Origin of the sequence: Streptomyces sp. NPDC088812 (genome assembly GCF_044750285.1) — a bacterium.
Classification (GTDB): Bacteria; Actinomycetota; Actinomycetes; order Streptomycetales; family Streptomycetaceae; genus Streptomyces.
Window position 1 is genome coordinate 104,481 of sequence record NZ_JBIVJP010000028.1, and the last position, 21,179, is coordinate 125,659.

Here is a 21,179-nt window from a genome sequence, read left to right on the forward strand (position 1 = left end):
CTCGGGAGTGGTTCGGGGGCGTGCCGTCCGGGCCCGTCACACGGTGCGGGCCGGTCGGCGGCTTGCGGCGTGCTCCGCCGGCTGCTGCGCGGAGGCGGACGCCGCGCGTTCTCCCGTGGTGGGCGACAGCGCGACGAAGGCCGAGGTCAGGAAGAGGTAGGAGCCGAGGCCGACGGCGAGGGGGAAGACGAACTGCATCGCTGTGGCCCCGGGCAGGGCTGCGCCGGAGGGTGTGACGCGTACGTCCACCGCGAGCATCCCGGTGTAGTGCATGCTGCTGACGGCCGCGCCCATGACGAGCGAGGCGAGGGTGACCGCGACCGGCGACTCGATGTTGAGCGCCGCCCAGAGGGCCGCGGTCGCCGCGACGACGGCGATCACAACGGAGACCGCGACCAGAACCGGGTCGTAGGTCACGTCGCCGTGCAGCCGGACCGCCGCCATGCCCAGGTAGTGCATGCTCGCCACGCCGAGTCCGGTGGTGAGACCGCCGAGCAGCAACGCGCGCGTGCGGTCGCGGCCGTAGCCGACGGCGAAGACGCCGGCGCAGACGACGAGCATGGCGACGAGGAGGCTGAGCACGGTCAGGGGGACGTCGTAGCGGATGTCGGTGCCGCCGACGCCGAAGCCGAGCATGGCCACGAAGTGCATGGTCCAGATGCCGGTGCCGATCGCGGAGGCCGCCGTGACGAGCCAGTTGCGGCGGGAGCGTCCGGTGGAGCCCAGCGCGCGGACGGTGCAGCGCAGTCCGAGGGCGGCGCCGATGCAGGCCATCCCGTACGACAGCACGGGGGTCAGCCAGCCGAAGGCCGCGTGGTCCAGGTGTCCCATGGCTCCGGGACGCTAGTGGGGGCACAGGGGCACAAAGGGGGCGCATTTCGAAAGGTGCCGCAAATTGACGGGGAAGTGCGCCGGACCGATCGGCTCGCGCTCGAACGTGTGCACCGCGACGTCCTCCGTGCCGGTGAGGGATCATGCGGCACATGAGCGACGACCACACACACGTCCAGGAGTTCTTCACCGCGCGCGCGGCGACCTGGGACAGCCGTTTCCCCGACGACGGTCCCGCCTACGCGGCCGCTGTCGCCGAACTCGGTCTGCGGGAGGGCGATCGCGTGCTCGACGCGGGCTGCGGCACCGGACGGGCCCTGACGCCCCTGCGTGCGGCCGTGGGAGATTCGGGCGAAGTCGTCGGGGTCGATCTGACCCCGGCCATACTGCAGGCGGCCGTGCGGGCGGGACGGGACCGCGACGGGCGGCTGGTGCTCGCCGACGTGGCCGCTCTGCCCCTGGGCTCGGCGGCCTTCGACGCCGTGTTCGGAGCGGGGCTCGTCTCCCACCTGCCCCGCCCGGCGGAGAACCTCCGGGAGCTGGCCCGTGTCGTGCGCCCGGGCGGCACCCTCGCGCTGTTCCATCCGATCGGCAGGGCGGCACTCGCGGCACGCCAGGGCCGGCGGATCACCCCGGACGACCTTCGTGCAGAGCCGAATCTCCGCCTCTTGCTGGCCGGCTCCGGATGGCGCCTGACCTCGTACGTCGACGAGGACACCCGCTTCCTGGCCCTGGCCGTCCGGGAGGTGTGAAGGTCGTGCCCGACCACCGCTCGCCGGGCTCGGGCGCCCGCGGACTCACCGCCGGGCTCGCCTGGAAAGCGGGCGAAAGCGGGCGCGGGGTCCCGGCTCACCACGAGGCCGAACCGTCGACATGCCGTACGGGGCAGCCGCCCGCGCCGGGCACCGGGCGGGTGCCCAGGTCCTGCAGCCGGTAGCCGTCCGGGTAGCTCTTGATCTCCCAGTTCTGCCGCGCGAAGTGCGGTGCCCGGCGCGGTGGCAGCAGCCGGACGGCGCGTCCACGCGCGCGTACCGCCCGGCGGACCAAGGAGCGGGTGGCGGGGGCCGGAGGCGGGTAGCGGAAGGCCTTCAGGAGCGGTTCGTCGAGCAGGGCGAGGGTCGCGGTGCGCAGCACGGGGGCGAGCGGCCGCGGGTACCAGGAGGCCATCAGGTCGAGCGTGGCGTCCGAGACACGCCGAGCGCCCTCGTCCCAGGCGAAGTGGGCCTCCTCGTAGGCGTCGAGGCAGGCTTCGAACTCCTCGTACGTATCGGGGATGTCCTTGATACCCATGCGCTGTCCGAGGGTGCGGTAGTGGACGGCGGAGGCGACGGTCTCGTGGCGGGAGAGCCTGCGCCAGCCGTAGGAGTCGATCCAGCGCTTGGGCATCACGACGAACGTGCAGAGCACGTACCTCATGTCGTCGTTGCCGATGTCGTAGCTGCGGTGCATCTGGTTGATGCGGCGGACGGCCGTACGGCCCTGTTCGCTGTCGAAGCCGTGCTCCACGACGGCGTCGAGGAGCAGCGAGGTGTCGTCGTAACGTTTCTGGGTGCGGTCCGTGAGTTCCGCCGTGCGCGCCAGCAGCCGGCCGATGCTCGGCACCGCGTACGTGCGGTAGAGAGCCAGTTCCAGGGCTCGGGTGAAGTCCCAGGGGAATTCGTACGCCGCGGTGAGCCGGTAGATCTCGGAGGCCTGCTCGTAGGGGTCCATCGTCCTTATGCATGCGAGCCGGTCGAAGCGCTTCACCGCGCCGTCCCCCTTCTGTCAGCGGAATCCCAACTCTACGGTCGTCAGCGGGAGACGAGTGCCCGGCAGGGGAATCACGCAGGGGGAAGGTGGTGGTCGGCATGGTCGACGAGGTGCGCAGGGCGTGGGAGAGAGTGCTCGGCGCGGTGCGCGCACCGGCGCGCACCCGTGGGGAGCGGTCCGCCGGCGGGAGCCCGGTCTTCGGCGGCGACAAGGCTGCCGACGGACGGGGGTCCGAGGGCGGCAGGCGGCACAACCTCTTCGAGGCGGCCGCGGAGTACGTCTCGGCCTGCGCGGAGGACGACCAGGACGGCATCGAGGAAGCGGCGGGCTGGGTGTCGCCGGAGGCGCTCTCCTTCGGGGTCAACGAGCTGGCCTGCCGTGCGGTCATCGCGCTCGCGCGGGAGCGCGACGAGTCGCCGCGGACGGTCGCCCGCGCGCTCCTCGGGCTGCCGGCCGCCTGAGCGCCGAGGGCGGGCGAACCGAGGCGGTTCGGCCTTGTACGGCCGGAAAACGGCAGCTCCGAGTGTGTCGGGGAGTCGTGACAACCGCGTTGTCGCCGCACTAGGGTGCGCGCCGTTGGACGAACCTGTGGGGAGGCTGAGATGGCCGGGACGGACGAGGACGCCGCCGCCGCGGACGACGCGCTCTACGTGCTCACGGCGGTGGTGCTGACTCCGGCGCAGTTCCCGAGTGTGCTGGGCGACGACTACCCGGAGGCCTGCGCGGCGCTCGGCCTGGCGCCGTTCGCCGACGGTTACGGTCTGGTGCTGGGCCAGGACGGCGCGGGCGCGCGGTGGACGGTCGTCATCGACGACGTGTCGTTGGTGGCCGTGGCCGTCGCGTCGTGGGACTGCGGCATGGAGTACGACCTCTCGCCCGACGAGCGCACGGTGGTCGCCGCCCTGCCGGGCTGGCCCCTGGAGGTGGCCGTCGCGGCCCCCGGCGTACCCTCCCCGCACGACCCCGCCCCCGAGGGCGAGGACGGTCCCACGCTGTCCCCACCGGACACGAGTACCTGGGGTCCCGCACAGCGGCGGCTGGGAGCGGACGAGATAGCGCTCCAGTGGACGCTGTGGCGCGAGCAGATCGACGACGCCGCGTTCACGGCTCGCCCGGAGGCCTCCGGGGGCGGGGCACCGGGTGCAAGCGCGAGCACGGGCGAGGGCGGCGAGGCGAGCACGGGCGAGGGCGCGGGGGCAGCAGGCTCGGGCGGGGGCGGCGAAGACGGCAAGGGCGGTCCGAGGGGGCACAGCGGCATCCGGCGCGTCCTCGCGGAGGCGCGTGCCTATGTGGAGTCACCGCCCCCGCTGGGCCGTGTGCGCTCGTCGTTCGCACCCGGGGACGCACGCACGCTGCGGGCCGACGGCCCCGGCTGGTCGCTGGTGGCCCGGACCGACGACATCGCGTTCGTGCTGCTCGACGACGAGCCCGGCGAGGTGCTTCCCGTCGGCCGGGGCCCCGAGCTGCCAGGCCTGCTGGAAGCACTCGACAAGATGGCGGTCCGGCCCAGCTGAGCCGCCGTGCCGAGTCGTGCCGTGGCAGCCGTGCCGCACTCGCGTGGTGGCTGCCGCATCGCGCATACGGGACCGAGCGCCGCGGAGGGCGGGGGCCGCGGCCCGGCCCCCGCCTTCTCAGCGACCGAGCTCCTTGCGTGTGACGCGGCGCAGCCTGCGCCGTTGTGAGGGATCCAGCGCCAGGTACGCCGCCGCCGGAACACCCAGCACAATCAGCAGAGCAGCCCACCAGGGCAGCCAGATCAGCAGTAGGAGACCTACCGCCACGCCCCCTGCGGCGATCTTCGCGTTTCTCGACATGTGCGTCGCCTCCTTCGCGGCCACTGCCGCTCTCTGCTCTGAAAACGGGTCCACGCGGCGCACGGTTCCACCGGCGTCCCTGAGACGTCCCTGACATGCACCCGTAGACGCCCCTGAGAGTGCCTGCTCCCCCACCATCGGACCACTCGGCCGCGCTGGGCGCGCGTTCGGCCTGGACGTGCCGGCGCCCAGGCCGACGGATGGCCGACGCCCGGCGTTCACCGGCGCGTCGTGCGGCGTTCCGCGGGTGGCCCAAGCCTGGCGGCTGTCACCGAACATGCCCCTCAGGAGGCCCGATGTCCCCGCACGCCCCCGGCCGGCGCCGCGTCCACCGATCCGTCGCGGCGGGCGTACCGCTCGCGGTGCTGGCCGCACTGGCCACGGCCGGACCGGCCGCCGCGCACACACCGTCGGGGGAGGCGTACGTCACCCGGACGGCGACTCTCGGCGACGTCCCGCTCGGGGCGTTCAGCAACTCGCTGCTCCCGGGCACGGTGGCCGACGACCGCGGGGTGGACCTCGGCGGCATCGGCAGCGACATCTACCCGGCGGACCGCGTGGGCGAGTTCTGGACGGTCACGGACCGCGGCCCCAATGGTCAGATCAAGGTGGACGGAACCAAGCGCCGCACGTTCCCCGTGCCCGGCTTCGACCCGGCGATCGTGCGGATCCGGGTCACGGGGAGCACGGTGAAGGTCCTGGGGGCGATCCCCCTGACCACGTCGTCCGGGAAGCCCGTCACCGGCCTACCGAACCAGGCGGGGCGGGACGAGGCGCCCTATTCCTACGACGCGGGCACGCCGCTGTCGTACGACCCGGACGGGCTGGACACCGAGGGCATCGTGCGGGCCTCGGACGGGAGTTTCTGGCTCGTCGACGAGTACGGGCCGTCGCTGGTGCACGTCTCCGCGCGCGGGAAGGTCCTGACGCGCTACGTGCCAGAGGGGCTGCATCTCGAGGGCGCCGACTACCCGGTCGTGGAGGCATTGCCCGCGGTCCTGCTGAACCGGAAGATCAACCGCGGCTTCGAAGGACTGGCCCAGTTGCCGGGCGGTGACCTCGTGCTGGCGGTGCAGAGCCCGCTGTCGCTGCCGGACGAGGACGCGGGCGAGGCCTCGCGCACCGTGCGTCTGCTGCGGTTCTCTCCCGGGAAGAAGGCGGTCACCGCCGAGTACGCGTACCGCTTCGATGCGGTGAACGTGGTCGACCCGAGCGAGGACGACACCTCCGAGCTCAAGATCTCGTCCGTGATCGCGGTGGGTGGCGACCGGCTGCTGGTCGAGGAACGGACGGACAAGGCGGCGCGCCTGCACCTGGTACGGCTGGACCGCCGGGCGAACATCCTCGGCGGCCGCTGGGACGACGAGGCGACGTCGCCCTCGCTGGAGCAGCTCGACGATCCCGCCGCGTTGGGTGTGCCGGTCCTGTCCAAGCGGCTCGTCGTCGACCTGGGCACGGTCGCCGGGGTGCCCGGGAAGATCGAGGGCGTCGCGCGCGTGGACCGCGACACGCTCGCCCTGATCAACGACAACGACTTCGGGATGACGGACGGCGCCGAGGCGTTCGACGCACAGGGCCGGCTGGTCGACAGCGACGTCGAGACGACGGTGACCTACGTGCGGCTGCCGCGGGCTCTGTGACGTCGGTCGGCCGGTCCACGGCCTCGGGGACGCGTCGTGCGGCACACACACCCGCGCGTGAGGAGATCCGCTCCGCTTGTGCGAGAGGGTCTGCGAGAGGGGCCGAACCATCTGTGGAGTCCCGGGTTCCCTCACGATGACCCTCACGCCGGTGTGTCGCGCGACGGCCCTGCGGCCCCGCTACGGCAGCAGTGCGTCCAGGGACGGCAGGAGCGACTCGAGATCACTGGGTACTTCGGTGGGCAGTGCGGTCGGCAGCTCGGTGGGCAATGCGGTCGGCAGCTCCGTCGGCAGTCCGCTGGGCAGCCGGGTGGGCAGGTCGCTGGGGAACCCGCTGGGCAGCTCGGTCGGGAGGCTGAGGGACGGCGCGGGAGAGGAGCTGGTGCCCGCCGGCGGGTCCTCGTCCGGTGAGTCGTCGCCACCCGAGGCCATCAGCACCACGGCGACCACGGCAATGGCGGCCGCCAGGAGCGCGAGCACCACGAAAAGGGGTTTTCCGCGCCTCCTGGGGCCACCGGGCGGGCCCGGCGGCGACGAGGGCGGAGGAGGCGGCCAACCGCCCCCTCCCGTGCCGTGATCGGAGCCGGAGCCCGAGGGAGGCGGTCCGAAGCCGCCCGGAGGCGGCGTGTCACCCGGCGGTCCGGGCGGCTGGGGCGGTACGGGCGGCATGGCCATGGTGTCCAGCGTCGCCCGCGACCGCCCAGGACGCGACCCCCTTACGGGACTTGATACGCCTCCATGCCATGGAGCGGACGATTCCGGCGTGTCCGATGAAGGGACCGCCACCACGACGGTACGCGGTCGCCATCGAAGCAGAGGCCGACGCCAGGACGAAACAGAGGCCGACGCCGGAGCGGAGCAGAGGCCGACGCCAGGACGAAACAGGGTCCGACGCCGGAGCGGAGCAGAGGCCGACGCCACGCGCGCGTGCGGCACCGCGCGGGTGCGAGCACAACCCCGCGCGCACGAGCACCTGCGTGTGCCCGCGGGAGCGCCGGAGACCGCCTCCGAGCCCGCGTGGGTGCGGTCGGAGACGGGCCCGGGCCTCACACCCCCGCGCGCGTGCGGTCAGCCCCGGGCGCCGAGGAGGTGGTCCATGGCGAGCTGGTCCAGGTGCTCGAAGGCCATGCCACGGGCGGCGGCGGCCTCGACGTCGAACTCCTCGAACGCGGAGCGGTCGGCCAGCAGGGCCTCCAGGCCGTCGGCGGCGGTGGCCTGGGCCAGCTGGTCCAGGCGGGCGTCGCGCAGGGCCTGCTGGACCTCGGGGTCGTTGCGGAAGGCGGCCGCGCGCTCCTTCAGGATCAGGTAGTTGCGCATGCAGCCCGCGGCCGACGCCCACACCCCGTCCAGGTCCTCGGTGCGCGGCGGCTTGAAGTCGAAGTGGCGCGGGCCGGTGTAGCCGGCGCTCTCCAGCAGGTCGACCAGCCAGAAGGCGGAGCGCAGGTCGCCGGCGCCGAAGCGCAGGTCCTGGTCGTACTTGATGCCGGACTGGCCGTTGAGGTCGATGTGGAAGAGCTTGCCCGCCCACAGCGCCTGGGCGATGCCGTGCGGGAAGTTCAGGCCCGCCATCTGCTCGTGGCCGACCTCGGGGTTGACGCCGTACAGCTCCGGGCGCTCCAGGCGCTCGATGAACGCCAGGGCGTGGCCGACGGTGGGCAGCAGGATGTCGCCGCGCGGCTCGTTCGGCTTGGGCTCGATGGCGAAGCGCAGGTCGTAGCCCTGGGAGGTGACGTACTCGCCGAGGAGGTCGAAGGCCTCCTTCATGCGGTCGAGGGCCACGCGCACGTCCTTGGCGGCACCGGACTCCGCGCCCTCACGGCCGCCCCAGGCGACGTAGGTCTTGGCGCCGAGCTCGGCGGCGAGGTCGATGTTGCGGATCGTCTTGCGCAGGGCGTAGCGGCGCACGTCGCGGTCGTTGGCGGTGAACGCGCCGTCCTTGAAGACGGGGTGGGTGAAGAGGTTGGTGGTGGCCATCGGCACGGTCATGCCGGTGGTGTCCAGCGCCTGGCGGAAGCGCTTGATGTGCTCCTCGCGCTCGCTGTCGGACGAGCCGAAGGGGATCAGGTCGTCGTCGTGGAAGGTCACGCCGTAGGCGCCCAGCTCGGCCAGGCGCTGCACCGTCTCGACCGGGTCCAGGGCGCGCCGCGTGGCGTCGCCGAACGGGTCCCGTCCCTGCCAGCCGACGGTCCACAGACCGAATGTGAACCTGTCGTCGGGGGTGGGCTGGTAGCTCATGCCACGGCTCCTTGCTTGAAGACTGTCTTGCCGACTATTTCGTCATGGCCGTTTACAAATTAGTATGCGGACGCATCTCTGGGAAGACAGATCCCGCAGAGCCGCGGAAAAACTTGAGGAGAGCCCGATGTCAGCAGCCGAGGGTCCGCTCGTCGTCGGCGTGGACACATCCACCCAGTCCACCAAGGCGCTGGTCGTCGACGCGGCCACCGGGCAGGTCGTCGCGAGCGGTCAGGCGCCGCACACGGTGTCCTCGGGCGCCGGCCGGGAGAGCGACCCGCGCCAGTGGTGGGACGCGCTGTGCGAGGCGCTGCGCCAGTGCGGTGACGCGGCGCACGAGGCCGCAGCGGTGTCGATCGGCGGACAGCAGCACGGGCTGGTGACGCTGGACGATCGAGGCGAGCCGGTGCGTCCGGCGCTGCTGTGGAACGACGTGCGCTCGGCCCCGCAGGCCCGTCGGCTGACCGAGGAGCTGGGGGGCGCGGCGTTCTGGGCGGAGCGCACCGGCTCGGTCCCGGCCGCCTCGTTCACTGTGACGAAGTGGGCCTGGCTCGCCGAGCACGAGCCGGAGGCCCTGCGCGCCACGAAGGCCGTCCGCCTCCCCCACGACTATCTCACCGAGCGCCTCACGGGTGAGGGCACGACCGACCGCGGTGACGCCTCCGGCACCGGCTGGTGGGCGTCCGGGACCGAGGCGTACGACGAGGAGATCCTCGCCCATGTGGGCCTCGACCCGGCGCTGCTGCCGCGCGTGGTGCGCCCCGGCGAGGTGGCGGGCACGGTGCGCGACAGCCACGGCCTGCCGTTCTCCAAGGGCACCCTGGTGGCCCCGGGCACCGGCGACAACGCGGCCGCCGCGCTGGGCCTCGGCCTGCGCCCCGGCACACCGGTGCTGAGCCTCGGCACCTCGGGCACGGTGTACGCGGTGGCCAAGCGCCGCCCCGCCGACCCGACCGGCACCGTGGCCGGCTTCGCCGACGCCCACGGCGACTGGCTCCCCCTGGCCTGCACGCTGAACTGCACGCTCGCCGTCGACCGTGTCGCGGCCCTGCTGGGCCTGGACCGGGAGGCCGTGGAGCCCGCCGCGGAGCTCACACTCCTCCCCTACCTGGACGGCGAGCGCACCCCGAACCTGCCGAACGCCTCCGGCCTCCTGCACGGCCTGCGCCACGACACCACCGCCGGGCAGCTCCTCCAGGCCGCCTACGACGGCGCGGTCCACTCCCTGCTCGGCGCGCTCGACCTCGTCCTCGACGAGGACGCGGACCGCTCCGCCCCCCTGTTGCTGATCGGCGGCGGTGCCCGCGGCACGGCCTGGCAGCAGACCGTACGGCGGCTGTCGGGACGGCCGGTGCAGATCCCCGAGGCCAAGGAGCTCGTCGCACTGGGCGCGGCGGCGCAGGCGGCCGGGCTGCTGACCGGCGAGGACCCGGCGTCCGTCGCCCGGCGCTGGAACACGACGCGGGGCCCGGTGCTGGACGCCGTGGAGCGGGACGAGGCGACGCTGGCCAGGATCGCCGGGGTACTCTCCGACGCGGCCCCGCTGCTGGAGCGGGCCACGGACACCCACTGAGAGTCGACCGACGGCATGACCGCACCGCTGCACGAGGCGCGCCCGGCCGGGCCGGGGCGTGCGCTGCCCGACACCCAGCAGGGCATGCGCCGCCGCAACCTGGCCCGGGTGATGCACGCCGTCAGCGCCGAGGGACCGCTCTCGCGGGCGGCGGTCGCCTCGCGCATCGGTCTGACCCGGGCGGCGGTGTCGACCCTCGTCGACGAGCTCATACGCTCCGGTCTGCTGGAGGAGCTGGGCCCCGAGCGGCCCGGCCGGGTGGGCCGGCCGGGGTCGGCGCTCGCCGTCAGCGGCCGCGGCCCGGCGGGGATCGGCGCCGAGGTCGGCGTCGACCACCTCGCGGTCTGTGCCGTGGACCTGCGCGGTGACGTGCGGGTGCGCGCCGAACGGCAGGGCACGAACCGGGGCCGCTCGCCCGGGCCGGTGGTCGAGGAACTCGCCCGGCTGGTGCGTGAGGTCGCCGCGGAGGCGGCGGCCGAGGGGTTGTGGCCGGCCGGCCTCGCCGTCGCCGTTCCCGGTCTGGTGGCCCGCGACGCCCGCACCGTCGTCCGCGCCCCCAACCTGGGCTGGCAGGACGTCGACCTCGGCGCGCTGCTGCCCGGGGAGTTCCCGCTGGCCGTGGACAACGAGGCCAACTTCGGCGGGCTGGCCGAACTCTGGCTGGGGTCCGGGACCCCGCGCGACTTCCTGCACGTGTCGGCCGAGATCGGCATCGGCGCGGCACTCGTCGTGGACGGCAGTCTGCTGCGCGGCACCCGCGGCTTCGCCGGCGAGCTCGGCCACGTCCCGGTCCGTCCCGACGGGCCCCGGTGCGTGTGCGGCGGACGCGGCTGCCTGGAGCAGTACGCCGGTGAGGAGGCGGTCCTGCGCGCGGCCGGCCTCGCGCCGGGCGAGGGCCGGGTCGGCCTGTTGGCCGACCGTGCGGCCGACGGCGACGAGGACGTACGACGGGCCCTGCGCGAGGCGGGAACGGCCCTCGGTATCGCCCTGACCGGGGCGCTCAATCTCCTGGACCCCGAGAGCGTCGTGCTCGGCGGCGCTCTGTCCGGCCTCGCGCCCTGGCTGCTGCCGTCCCTGGAGGCCGAACTCGCCCGCCGCACGGCGGGCCCGCCCTGTCCGGTGTCCGTGTCGCGACTGGGCCCCGAAGGTCCGCTGCTCGGGGCGGCGCACTCCGTGGTGCGGACCGTGCTGGACGATCCGGCGGCGGTGGCGGGGCGAGGCTGAGCCCTGCGGTTTCCCGGCGCCCGGCCGGTGAACGGACGTGGCGTCAGCGGTTCCCTCGGCTCGGACGGCCGCCGCGGTGTGCGCCGGCGGGCCGGCGCGGAGGCTCCGCGACCGCGGCGGCCGGAGGCACCCGCACGGCCGAACCGACCGGAACTCCCCGTTCGGGTGAGCGAGTTGTCCACAGTTCCGCGCTCGTCCACCGAACCCGGCGGTGGCCCCCGTACGCCGGCCGGCCGCCGTAACGTGATCACGCGGGCGCAGCCGAGCCTCCCCGTCACACCGGCCCCCTCCGCGCAACCGTCCACGCCCGCGCCCTCGTCCCCGCCTCCACCAGCCGTCCCCTGAACGGAGCCGTGCAGCATGACCGACTTCAGCGTCACGACCGCCTCACGGAGCATGACCACGCGGTCCGAACCGCCGGGGACCGCCCCGGCGTTCGGCGGCTCGCCACAGCCGGCCCCGACTCGTGGCCATACCGCGCGCCGGAAGCGCCGCCGGGAACCGATCACACCCGCGACCCCTCCCATAGCCCGTACGTGAACTGGGGTACGCAACCCCGACGGCCGAGTTCTCGTTGGCACACCATGTGCGACACCACCGACCCATGCGTGGCCGGGCTCCGCAAGCACGGGCGGGCGGCGCGTCGGACGGACCGCGGACCACATGCGCGACGGCGGGACACCGCGGCTCCGCCGACGAAGTCCGCGGCGACGCCTCGCGGCTGAGGCCCCGCGACCGGCCGGCATCACACCCCTGAACGCTCCCCCACTTCCCCACTTCCCCGCTTCCCCTCTCCCCAGCTCCCAGCTCCCAGCTCCCAGCTCCCAGCTCCCCAGAAAGGCATCACATCGTGGAACGAGCAAGACTCCTGCACGGCAGGCGACGGATCCTGAAGGGTGCCGTCCTCGCGGCCGTCCCCTACGCCCTGCTGCCGGACGCCCGGGCCGGCGCCGAGGACGCGACCGTCGACTACGCCTCGGCCCAGTGGCAGCCCGCGACCCCTTCCAACTACACCGCGTCGAACCGCCCCGCCGCCCACACCGTCGACCGCGTCGTCATCCACGTCACACAGACCACCTACTCCAAGACCCTCGCCGTCTTCCAGAACCCGAAGAAGAAGGTGTCCGCGCACTACGTCGTCCGTTCCGCCGACGGCAAGGTGGCGCAGTGCGTGCGTGAGACCGACATCGCCTGGCACGCGGGCAACTGGGAGTTCAACACGCGCAGCATCGGCATCGAGCACGAGGGCTGGGTGGACGAGCCGTCCTACTTCACCGACGCGTTGTACGAGCGGTCCGCCCTGTTGACGTCATCCGTCTGCGACCGCTACGGCATCCCGAAGGACCGCACCCACATCATCGGCCACCGCGAAGTGCCCGGGACGGACCATACGGATCCGGGTCGCCACTGGGACTGGGCGCGCTATCTCAGACTCGTCGCCTCCGTCCGGCCGTAGCGACGCGACGGGCGGACGCGCCGATCCGCCTTCGGCGCGACCCCGGTCCGAACGGTTGTCGGCGGGCACGCCCGGAGTGACGATGTCCCCAGTCGCATCGCCTTCCGGGAGGCCGAGTTGACCGATCCCTGGGTGGCCCTGGAGCCGTGGGCCGACCCTGCCGAGCGCGTACGGATACTGCGGCGGGCGCACGAGACGTTCACCGCCGCCGGCACGGTGGCGAGGCCGGTGCGGGCCGTGGTGGCCGACTCGTGGCGGCGCTCGGCGCGGGCGGGCGTCGGGCCCGACGGCACCGCGAGTGTCGAGCTGACGGACGGCGATCTCGGCGTCTACCGGGCCGAGCACCCACTGGCGCGGGTGATGCCGCTGTTCCGTGAACTCCTGGGTCCGTTCGCCGCCGACGGGGAGCATCTCGTCGCGGTGTGCGACGCGCACGGCAGACTCCTGTGGGTCGAGGGTCATCCGGCGACGCGGCGGAAGGCGGGGCGGATGAACTTCGTGCCCGGTGCGCGGTGGGCGGAGAGCGCGGTCGGGACGAACGCGCCGGGCACGGCGGTCGCCGTGGACCGGCCGGTGCAGGTGTTCGCGGCCGAGCACTTCATCCGGCGGGTGCAGCCGTGGACGTGCGCGGCGGCTCCCGTGCACGATCCGCGGACCGGGCGGGTGCTGGGTGCGGTGGACATCACCGGCGGGGACCGGCTCGCCCACCCGCACAGTCTGGGCTTCGTGCAGGCGGTCGCCCGGGCGGCCGAGTCCCATCTCGCGCTGCTCGCCCCCGAGCCGGCGGACACCGCCCCGCCGGTGCTGGCCGTGCTGGGACGGGACGAGGCATGTGTGACCATGGGCGGCCGCCGGCTCCGGCTCAGCCGGCGGCACAGCGAGATCCTGGTCCTGCTGGCCCGGCACCCGGAGGGCCTGAGCGGCGACGAGTTGTCGTGCGCGCTGTACGAGAACGAGTCGGTGACGCCGGTGACGCTGCGAGCCGAACTCACCCGGCTGCGCGGGGTGCTGGGGCCGGGACTGCTGGCCTCGCGTCCCTACCGGCTCACCGTTCCCGTCGAGTCGGACGTCTCCGCCGTCGAACGCCGGCTGGCGTCCGGCGCGGTCACGGCGGCGGCGTCGGCGTACGCCGGGCCCCTGCTGCCGGCGTCACGGGCACCGGCGGTGGTGCGGCTCAGGCACCGCACGGCCGACGCCCTGCGTGCCGCGCTGATCGCGCGCGCCGACCCGGACCTGCTCGCGGACTGGGCGCACGCGCCGTGGGGCGAGGACGATGTCGACGTGTGGCGGGCACTGGCGGCGACCCGCCCGACGGCGGCGGTCCGGGCCCGTCTGGCGGCCTTGGAGTCGGAGCTGGCGGTACCACCGGGACGGCCGGGCCGACGGCCCGGCATCCACCGGTCCGGCCCTCTGACGCCGGACCGCCCCCGCAGCGACAGTCCGCCGCCTCCTGGTGGTGTGAGCGCCTAGGTTGCGCCGGGTCAGCCCGCGGTCGCGGTCGCGGTCGCGGTCGCGAGGGGCGTCCTCCCGGCGGATGTTTCGAGGCTTCGGATGCGGGCGTGTTCTCTGCGTTCGGCGGCCGCCGGCGGTGGATGTCGGTGCCCTCGTGGGCGCGGAGGTGGGGCCGTGATCACGAAGGTCGGTGCGCTGACCGGCCGGGCGGCGCGAAGAGACGTCGGCAGGCAGCTGTGCGATCAGCGGTCCCCGAGGGACCGGCTAGCCGACCGTGAGCCGTTCGAGGTGACGGGCCTCCTCACGGGCGCCGACGCGTTCCAGGGCCCGGATCACAGCCGGGGCCCGCAGCGGTCCAGGCCGCCTGTCGTGGGCGAGCAGGCCCTGTACGGCGTCTCGCACCAGGGCGAGCGCGGGGGTGCCGTGCAATTCCCGGTGGGCGAGATCGAGGTCGACGGTGAGGGCCTCCCATTGGTAGTCGTACTCGGGGCTGGACGCTCGGCGGCGCACGGACTCCGCGAGTGCCCGGGCCGCGTCGTCGCGCCGGTCGGCGACGAGGAGGAGGCGGGCCTTGCGCCGGAGATGGACGGGGAGGTTCCACTCCGCGATCGCGCCCCCGGCCTGGTCCTCGTCCAGCCTGGCGATCACCTCCGCGACAACGGGGCCGGTCAGGGTCCGTGGCGTGGCGGCGGCACGCTCCTCGGACGAGCGTGTGGTGGTGTCGGCCCACTCCACGTCGTAGACGGCCCAGCCGTCCAGCATCAGGTCGACTCCCTCGTAGTCGAAGCGAGGAGTGGAACGGGACTGCCGGTAGTGGTGGTTCAGCTGGAAGCGCCGGTACGTGTTGTTCGTCCTGTCCGCCACGTGCAGCACCATGATGCTGTTCGCGTCGATGTCCACCGTCAGCTCGACGGCCACCGCCTTCTGGCGGGCGGGCAGGGTGATCGTGCAGATCTCGACGTCGTCGCGGGACGTCTTGGACCTCTCGATCACCGGGATGACGACATCGGCGCCGCGCGCGCCTTCGAAGGTGAAGTGCTCGGTCCGCTTCGTGGGGATCGTCGTGAGCCTGTCGACCAGCACGTGGCTGCTCGCGTCCGCGACCGGTGCCTTGCGCAACCGGTGAGGCCCCTGCCCGTCTCCCGTCCCCAGCGGTCCGCGCCCGTGCACGGGCGTGCACCGGATGCCGATGCCCCGATGGCTCATGTCGAGCAGCAGCACGTCCTTCTGCAGTCCCTGCAACACCCCGGCCTGCATCGCCAGCCCGTGGCAGACGGCGAACTCCTGGTACAGCTCGATGAACTCGACGTCGGGCAGGAGCCTTTCGAGGGCCTCGCGGACGGTGAACGTCTTTCCCCCCTGCCCGGTGAGCAGGACGACGTCGATGTCGGGGCGGCCCCACACGTCGTCGATGGCCGTCCGCGCGACGTACGCGAACCGTGCCGTCAGTTCCTCGCAGACGTCCCGGAACTCGGCGCGGTCGACGGTGAAGCGGTGCGACACGACCTGCGACCCGACCTCGATGTCCCGGATCACCACCACCGCGGACTGGTCCGTGGTCAGCAGCTGCTTGGCGCGCTCCGCCTCTTTGAAGATCTGTGCCTCCAGCGCGGTGTCGAAGACCACCGCGCTGTTCCACGCGAACAGTCGCCGCTTCAGCCGGGCCGCGAGCGCCGCGTCGAAGTCGAGGCCGCCGAGATGGTTGTCGCCGTAGACCGACTTGACCTCGATCACACCGTCGCCGGACTCGACGACCGCGATGTCCAGGGTCCCGCCGCCGAGGTCGACCACGAGGGCGGTTCCCTCCCAGTCGGGACGGTCCACGAGCAGCAGATAGGCCGCGACATTCGGTTCGCCGACCATCCGGGTGACCCGCAGCCCCGCCAGTTCGAAGGCGCGCAGCAGGCTGTTGGCCTGCCGGATGCTGAAGTTGGCCGGGTAGGCGACCACCGCGTCCTGCGGGAGCCGGCCCAGGGCGTCCTCGGCGTTGCCGCGCAGGCTTCTGATGACGAGCGACGCCAGCAGTTCCGGCGACAGTTCCTTGCCGTCGAGGGACAGGACCCAGTCCGTGCCGAGGTGTCGCTTGACGGCCCGCACGGTGCGCCCGGGGGAGAAGTGCTCCAGCTCGACGGCGTGCGAGCCCACCAGATAGCTCAAGTCCGGGAGGAAGGTGACCACGGACGGCACCAGTTTCCTGCCGTCCCCCGCCGGCAGGAGGTGCACCTGTCCGTCGCCGTCCGGCACCCCGATGACCGAGGTCGTGGTGCCGAAGTCGATGGCGAAGATCGCGGGGTCCGGGATCTCGGCGTTGCCGCCCCGGACGACCGACCGCTGCCTGATCTCCTCGCCCACACCCGCCGAGGCCCGCCACTCGTTGCGTTTGCGGGGCGAGACGAGTTCGAGATCGACGAGTGCCGCCGGTTCGACGCGTGAGTACGGTCGCTGGAGCGGCTTCTCGTACTGCCGGGCGAGCCCGGGGACCCGGTCCGTCAGATAGGCGTCGAGCTGTCCGACGGTGACGCATCGCCCTTCGTCGCCGAACGCCTCGTGAAGGGCCTGGGAGAAGATGCCCGACTCCAGCCGGCCGCTTTCGTACGAACTCGTCTCGGGTGCGCACGAGCAGAACGACACCATGCCGGGCGGGCAGAGCTTCTCCACGTCCACCTTGGTGGCGGCCGGGTAGAGCGACTTGCCGCCCGCCACAGCCGTACGGCAGGCGTCCAGCAGCAGGACGACGTGGGCGGCACCCGTCCCCCGGAGCATCCGCACGAGGAGGTCGAACCTGAGGCTCGTCTCCTCGAGCGCGGAGGTGATGGACTCCCGCGTGATGAGGTAGTCGTTTCCGTCCACGGTGGAGTGGAACCCGTGGCCGCTGAAGAAGAAGAAAAGCCGGTCGATGGGGCCGGTGGCGTGCGTGGCCAGCTTCGAGAGCGTACGGAGCACGTTGTGGCGGGTCGGGAGCGCCTCCGCCAGCCCGTCGGCGAAGGCGAAGACGGCGTCCGACGGAATGTCCATGGACGCCGCGAGCGTGTCCCGCATCCGCAGCGCGTCCCGGTGCGCGAAACGCAGATCCGCGATGTCCTCGTCCTCGTAGCGGGAGCAGCCGACGGCCACCGCCACGTTCACGACGGGCCTCCCGCCCGCCGCTGGAAGATCAGCTTCATTCCGCCGTTGACCTCGGCGGACGTGGCGCCGACGAGCCGGACTTCGCCCTTGGCGGTGACCTGGACGTGCACCTCCAGGCCGGTCAGCTCCAGCGTGTCCGAGGCCGTGGAGGCCTGTTCGAAGACACCGCCCACGTACTGGCACAACGTGGCCACGTTCTGGGCGAGTGTGTCGGAACTGATCCGCGTGACGTGGGTGACGGCGGTGCGGGTACGGGCGAGGAACGACTTCTCCCCGTCGTCGACGCCGTAGTCGATGGTGATGACCGGTACACCGGCATTCCGCGGATCTGACATCCGGGCCCCCTGTGAACTGCTGCCGCGCCGTCGAACTGTGCCTGCTCGCACGGAACATGGTCGTGTCAGGGTGAGCGTACTGAACCCGGTGCCGGATTGTGCACGTTCGCGCACAGAGCGTTTCCTGGCCCCCGGTGGGCCACCCGGGCCCCACCCCTCCCGTCCTCGGGGGCTCACGTCGTCCGGTTCGCCCGCGTCGTTCGGCGCTTCCACCGACGGCAGCCCGTCCACGTCGGCCCGGCCGCCCCGGCCCGGCCCGGCCGTCGACGCAACGTCCTCGCAACGTCCGCTTCCCTAGCCTCCGGCGGAGAGCTGTCCAACGGCGGGCAGCACCGCTCAGGGAGGCAGCACCATGACCCGTTACGCGGCGCCCGGTACCGAGGGCGCGATCGTCTCCTACCAGGACCGCTACGACCACTTCATCGGCGGCGCGTACGTGCCGCCGGTCCGGGGCCGGTACTTCGAGAACCCGTCCCCGGTGAACGGGCTGCCGTTCACGGAGGTGGCCCGCGGTTCGGCCGAGGACGTGGAGCGGGCGCTGGACGCGGCGCACGCGGCCGCACCGGGCTGGGGCAGGACGTCGACCACCGAGCGCTCCGACATCCTGCTCAGGATCGCCGACCGCATGGAGGCGCATCTGGAGCCCCTGGCCGTCGCGGAGAGCTGGGAGAACGGCAAGCCGGTCCGTGAGACGCTGGCGGCGGACATCCCGTTGGCCATCGACCACTTCCGGTACTTCGCCGGCGCGGTCCGCGCGCAGGAGGGGACGCTCAGCGAGGTCGACGCCGACACGGTGGCGTACCACTTCCACGAGCCGCTCGGTGTCGTCGCGCAGATCATCCCGTGGAACTTCCCGATCCTGATGGCCACGTGGAAGCTTGCGCCGGCCCTCGCGGCGGGCAACGCGGTCGTCATCAAGCCCGCCGAGCAGACGCCGGTGTCGTTGCACTACTGGATGAGCCTGATCGCGGACCTGTTGCCGCCCGGGGTGGTGAACATCGTCAATGGCTTCGGCGAGGAGGCGGGCAAGCCGCTCGCATCCAGCCCGCGCGTGGCGAAGGTGGCGTTCACCGGCGAGACCTCCACCGGCCGGCTGATCATGCGGTACGCCGCGGAGAACCTGAAGCCGGTCACGCTGGAACTGGGCGGCAAGTCGCCGAACATCTTCTTCGACGACGTGTGGGAGAAGGACGACGACCTGCGCGACAAGGCGCTCGAAGGCTTCACGATGTTCGCGCTGAACCAGGGCGAGGTGTGCACCTGCCCGTCCCGCGGTCTGATCCAGCGCGGCAACTACTCCGACTTCCTGGCCGCGGCCGTCGCCCGCACCGAGCTGATCAAGCCCGGGCACCCCCTCGACACCGACACGATGATCGGCGCCCAGGCCTCCGACGACCAGCTCAAGAAGATCCTCTCCTACATCGACATCGGCCGTCAGGAGGGCGCCAGGATCCTCACCGGCGGGGAACGGGCCGAGTACGACGGCGAGCTGAAGGGCGGGTACTACGTCCAGCCGACCGTCTTCGAGGGCGACAACCGCATGCGGATCTTCCAGGAGGAGATCTTCGGACCGGTCGTCTCGGTGGCCTCCTTCGACGACTTCGACGACGCCATCGAGATCGCCAACGACACGTCGTACGGCCTCGGGGCCGGTGTCTGGACGCGGGACGTCAACACAGCGTACCGCGCAGGCCGTGCGATCCAGGCCGGCCGCGTCTGGACCAACTGCTACCACGCCTACCCGGCCCACGCGGCGTTCGGCGGGTACAAGCAGTCCGGGATCGGGCGGGAGACGCACAAGATGATGCTGGAGCACTACCAGCAGACCAAGAACCTTCTGGTGTCGTACTCGCCGAAGAAGCTCGGCTTCTTCTAGACGCAGAAAAAGGGCGCCTGACCAGGGCAGATGCCCGGCAGGCGCCCTTCTCGGCGCACATCTAAGCAGCGAGTCGAAACACGCCCTTACTCCCGATTTCTCCCACCCGTATCCCAGCTCTGACCAGCAGTTCCGGGGCATTTCCGGGCCAAGGTCCCGCTAAGGCGCTCTCCGCATCATCATCGTCCGTCGCCTCCTCCCATCGCCGCATGGAGTCTTCGATCAGGGTGTTGGCGTGGTTCCGCGCATCAGCCAGGAACTTGGCGTAGTGAAGTTTCCCCAAGGCCGGGTAGTTAGCGTTTTTGTAGGTCACGCAAGGGGGTCGTCTCCGGTGCGACTGCCGCGTAGCGTCCCGTGCGGACTCTCTTGATCATTCCCTTCTTGGTCCAGCGGGCGAGTTGTCGGTAGGTGGCGACGAGGGTGACGTCGCCGAGGAGTTCGGCGATCTCCCTTGAGCGCCAGAGCCGTTCGGGTTCTGCCTGCAGGATGGTGAGGACACGTGTCATGCGGTTGCTGGTCTGGCCGGGGCCGACGTACTGGGGGACCGTGGTCGTGGGCAGTGCGGGCTCCGGCGCCGGCGGCGGCAGGAGAGTGATCACCGTCGAGGTCACGGCCTTGCTGGCGTCGGGGCGGCCGTCCAGTTTCCTTTCCGCGTAGCGGGAGATGGGGGACTTCACCTTGCGGGTACTGACGCGGCCCCGGCGTGCGGGCGATAGCGCCGACAGGACGCGTCGGCCGATCTCCCCGATGCCCTGCTCGAAGACTCCTTCTGCACCTACCAGCAGGTCACGGGCGGTCTGGAGGGCGACGGTGAAGCCGCAGCGGTCGGGATCGGTGCCTGGCTGGGACTCCGCCGCCTGGACCATGGTGCGGCGCAGAACCTGGTAGAGGGTGAGCGAGCCCACACCTCCTGCTCGACGCCGGCCGGGTCGTGCGAGCGCAGGACACGTCCGTGCAGGATGGTGTGGCGCAAGGCGTAGTAGGCGCTCTCGTGCTCCCAACGCTCGTGATACAGGTGCACGAGGCGGTCGGCGGGGTAGCGGCGGGCGTCCAGGAGCGTGGTCACCAGACGGTAAGAACCCTCGAAGTTGCTGCCATCGGTGCAGGTGATACTCACCTGGGCTTCGATGATGCGCACCGGGACGCCGCCGATGACCGAGAGATAGGAGGAGTCGGCGAGAGTTTGATGGACTGGTGGGCGGCGGCGCTGGCGGATGCGGCCCAGGACCTGTGCGCCGGTGGCGTGCGCGGCGGTGAGGAAGTCGTTGCTGTCGAAGCCCCGGTCCCACAGCACCAGCATCTCGGGGCCCAGATGGTGCAACAGCCTGGTGGCGTAGGAGGTTTCGCCCTCCCGGGTGGGGCCGAAGACCGCCGCGATGACGGCCCGGGTGCCGGTCTCGACCAGCGTCATCAGCTCGACCTGGGGATACCCGCCGTGCGGGCACCGCCCCAGCCAGCCCCGGTTGCGTTCGCTGTCAGGCACCTTGATCGAGCTGCAGCCGTCGAACGACACCGTCCGATACGGGCCGAACCGCACCCCCGGCATGGTTGGCCGAGCCAACGGCCCGGCCAACACCTCGAACAACGCACGCACCGGCGCACTGCCGAGTCGGCGGCGCAGATCACGGAGTGCCTTCGTGCTCGGGCGGACAACCGGCATCCCCGACAGGCCGGCCGTCAGCTTGGCCCACACGAGCCGATAGCCGACCTCGGGGAACATGCACGTCGCCAGCAGAAAGTAGACCCCGACCCGTGAGGGAAGATCCCGCAGCCGTGAGCTGCCCCGAGTTCCGTAGAGTCCGGCGATCTTGTTTCAGGCGGACTGCGGGGTGGCTTCCTGTTGTCGCCACCAGTCGCGTTCGTACTCG

At 72.2% G+C, this 21,179-nt stretch carries 17 protein-coding genes and 1 pseudogene; 9 read left to right on the forward strand and 9 right to left on the reverse strand.

Translation table 11 applies throughout. The features are described 5' to 3' along the window. Positions 1 to 36: 36 nt before the first annotated feature. Positions 37 to 831 carry an MHYT domain-containing protein gene (locus ACIP67_RS37630; RefSeq protein ID WP_401698009.1) on the reverse strand — a complete coding sequence of 265 codons (795 nt, stop codon included), beginning with the start codon at positions 829 to 831 and terminating at the stop codon, positions 37 to 39. A gap of 152 nt (positions 832 to 983) precedes the next feature. Between ACIP67_RS37630 and ACIP67_RS37635 the strand changes: the two genes are divergently transcribed. Further along, on the forward strand, positions 984 to 1,583 hold the full coding sequence (locus ACIP67_RS37635; RefSeq protein WP_401698010.1) for a class I SAM-dependent methyltransferase: 600 nt from the start codon (positions 984 to 986) through the stop codon (positions 1,581 to 1,583). Between the two features lie 97 nt (positions 1,584 to 1,680). On the opposite strand, the gene ACIP67_RS37640 is transcribed toward ACIP67_RS37635, so the two are convergent. Further along, positions 1,681 to 2,577, reverse strand: a complete 897-nt coding sequence (locus ACIP67_RS37640; RefSeq protein WP_401698011.1) for an oxygenase MpaB family protein — start codon at positions 2,575 to 2,577, stop codon at positions 1,681 to 1,683. Between the two features lie 101 nt (positions 2,578 to 2,678). Between ACIP67_RS37640 and ACIP67_RS37645 the strand changes: the two genes are divergently transcribed. Together ACIP67_RS37645 and ACIP67_RS37650 are read left to right on the forward strand one after the other, a co-directional pair. Then, positions 2,679 to 3,041, forward strand: coding sequence for a hypothetical protein (locus ACIP67_RS37645; protein WP_401698013.1), 363 nt, complete (start codon positions 2,679 to 2,681; stop codon positions 3,039 to 3,041). Between the two features lie 141 nt (positions 3,042 to 3,182). Then, positions 3,183 to 4,094, forward strand: a complete 912-nt coding sequence (locus tag ACIP67_RS37650) for a hypothetical protein (protein ID WP_401698015.1) — start codon at positions 3,183 to 3,185, stop codon at positions 4,092 to 4,094. Between the two features lie 117 nt (positions 4,095 to 4,211). On the opposite strand, the gene ACIP67_RS37655 is transcribed toward ACIP67_RS37650, so the two are convergent. After that, on the reverse strand, positions 4,212 to 4,394 hold the full coding sequence (locus tag ACIP67_RS37655) for a hypothetical protein (protein WP_389517422.1): 183 nt from the start codon (positions 4,392 to 4,394) through the stop codon (positions 4,212 to 4,214). 296 nt (positions 4,395 to 4,690) lie between these two features. Between ACIP67_RS37655 and ACIP67_RS37660 the strand changes: the two genes are divergently transcribed. Beyond that, on the forward strand, positions 4,691 to 6,034 hold the full coding sequence (locus ACIP67_RS37660) for an esterase-like activity of phytase family protein (protein ID WP_401698016.1): 1,344 nt from the start codon (positions 4,691 to 4,693) through the stop codon (positions 6,032 to 6,034). A gap of 180 nt (positions 6,035 to 6,214) precedes the next feature. Here ACIP67_RS37660 and ACIP67_RS37665 read toward each other — a convergent pair whose 3' ends face one another. Together ACIP67_RS37665 and xylA are read right to left on the reverse strand one after the other, a co-directional pair. Then, positions 6,215 to 6,517 carry a hypothetical protein gene (locus tag ACIP67_RS37665; protein ID WP_401698017.1) on the reverse strand — a complete coding sequence of 101 codons (303 nt, stop codon included), beginning with the start codon at positions 6,515 to 6,517 and terminating at the stop codon, positions 6,215 to 6,217. A gap of 585 nt (positions 6,518 to 7,102) precedes the next feature. Then, complete coding sequence (gene xylA, locus ACIP67_RS37670) at positions 7,103 to 8,269, reverse strand: xylose isomerase (RefSeq protein WP_401698019.1); 1,167 nt, start codon at positions 8,267 to 8,269, stop codon at positions 7,103 to 7,105. Positions 8,270 to 8,396: 127 nt separating this feature from the next. Here xylA and xylB point away from each other — a divergent pair, with 127 nt between their 5' ends. The 4 genes from xylB (at position 8,397) to ACIP67_RS37690 (ending at position 13,992) form a co-directional block, all read left to right on the forward strand. Continuing rightward, positions 8,397 to 9,842 (forward strand): xylulokinase, encoded by a 1,446-nt coding sequence (xylB, locus tag ACIP67_RS37675; RefSeq protein ID WP_401698020.1) that lies wholly within the window; start codon positions 8,397 to 8,399, stop codon positions 9,840 to 9,842. 15 nt (positions 9,843 to 9,857) lie between these two features. Continuing rightward, a complete protein-coding gene (locus ACIP67_RS37680; protein WP_401698022.1) occupies positions 9,858 to 11,066 on the forward strand; it encodes an ROK family protein in 1,209 nt (402 codons plus the stop codon). Positions 11,067 to 11,916: 850 nt separating this feature from the next. Then, a complete protein-coding gene (locus tag ACIP67_RS37685; RefSeq protein ID WP_401698023.1) occupies positions 11,917 to 12,522 on the forward strand; it encodes an N-acetylmuramoyl-L-alanine amidase in 606 nt (201 codons plus the stop codon). A 117-nt stretch (positions 12,523 to 12,639) separates the two neighbouring features. Then, entirely contained in the window at positions 12,640 to 13,992 is a 1,353-nt protein-coding gene (locus ACIP67_RS37690) for a GAF domain-containing protein (protein ID WP_401698024.1), read from the forward strand. A 246-nt stretch (positions 13,993 to 14,238) separates the two neighbouring features. Here ACIP67_RS37690 and ACIP67_RS37695 read toward each other — a convergent pair whose 3' ends face one another. Together ACIP67_RS37695 and ACIP67_RS37700 are read right to left on the reverse strand one after the other, a co-directional pair. Beyond that, a complete protein-coding gene (locus ACIP67_RS37695; RefSeq protein ID WP_401698026.1) occupies positions 14,239 to 17,100 on the reverse strand; it encodes an Hsp70 family protein in 2,862 nt (953 codons plus the stop codon). Further along, positions 17,097 to 17,435, reverse strand: coding sequence for a hypothetical protein (locus ACIP67_RS37700; RefSeq protein ID WP_401698027.1), 339 nt, complete (start codon positions 17,433 to 17,435; stop codon positions 17,097 to 17,099). The genes ACIP67_RS37695 and ACIP67_RS37700 overlap by 4 nt, the downstream gene beginning before the upstream one ends. Positions 17,436 to 17,787: 352 nt before the next feature. Between ACIP67_RS37700 and ACIP67_RS37705 the strand changes: the two genes are divergently transcribed. Then, the gene (locus ACIP67_RS37705; protein WP_401698028.1) at positions 17,788 to 19,311 is read left to right on the forward strand and encodes an aldehyde dehydrogenase family protein; all 1,524 of its coding nucleotides are present in this window, start codon (positions 17,788 to 17,790) and stop codon (positions 19,309 to 19,311) included. Positions 19,312 to 19,604: 293 nt separating this feature from the next. On the opposite strand, the gene ACIP67_RS37710 is transcribed toward ACIP67_RS37705, so the two are convergent. Continuing rightward, positions 19,605 to 20,216: a hypothetical protein gene (locus ACIP67_RS37710; protein ID WP_401698029.1), complete on the reverse strand. Its 612-nt coding sequence runs from the start codon at positions 20,214 to 20,216 to the stop codon at positions 19,605 to 19,607. Between the two features lie 50 nt (positions 20,217 to 20,266). Further along, positions 20,267 to 21,118: pseudogene (locus ACIP67_RS37715) on the reverse strand (transposase domain-containing protein); the annotation flags it as partial. Between the last annotated feature and the right edge of the window lie 61 nt (positions 21,119 to 21,179).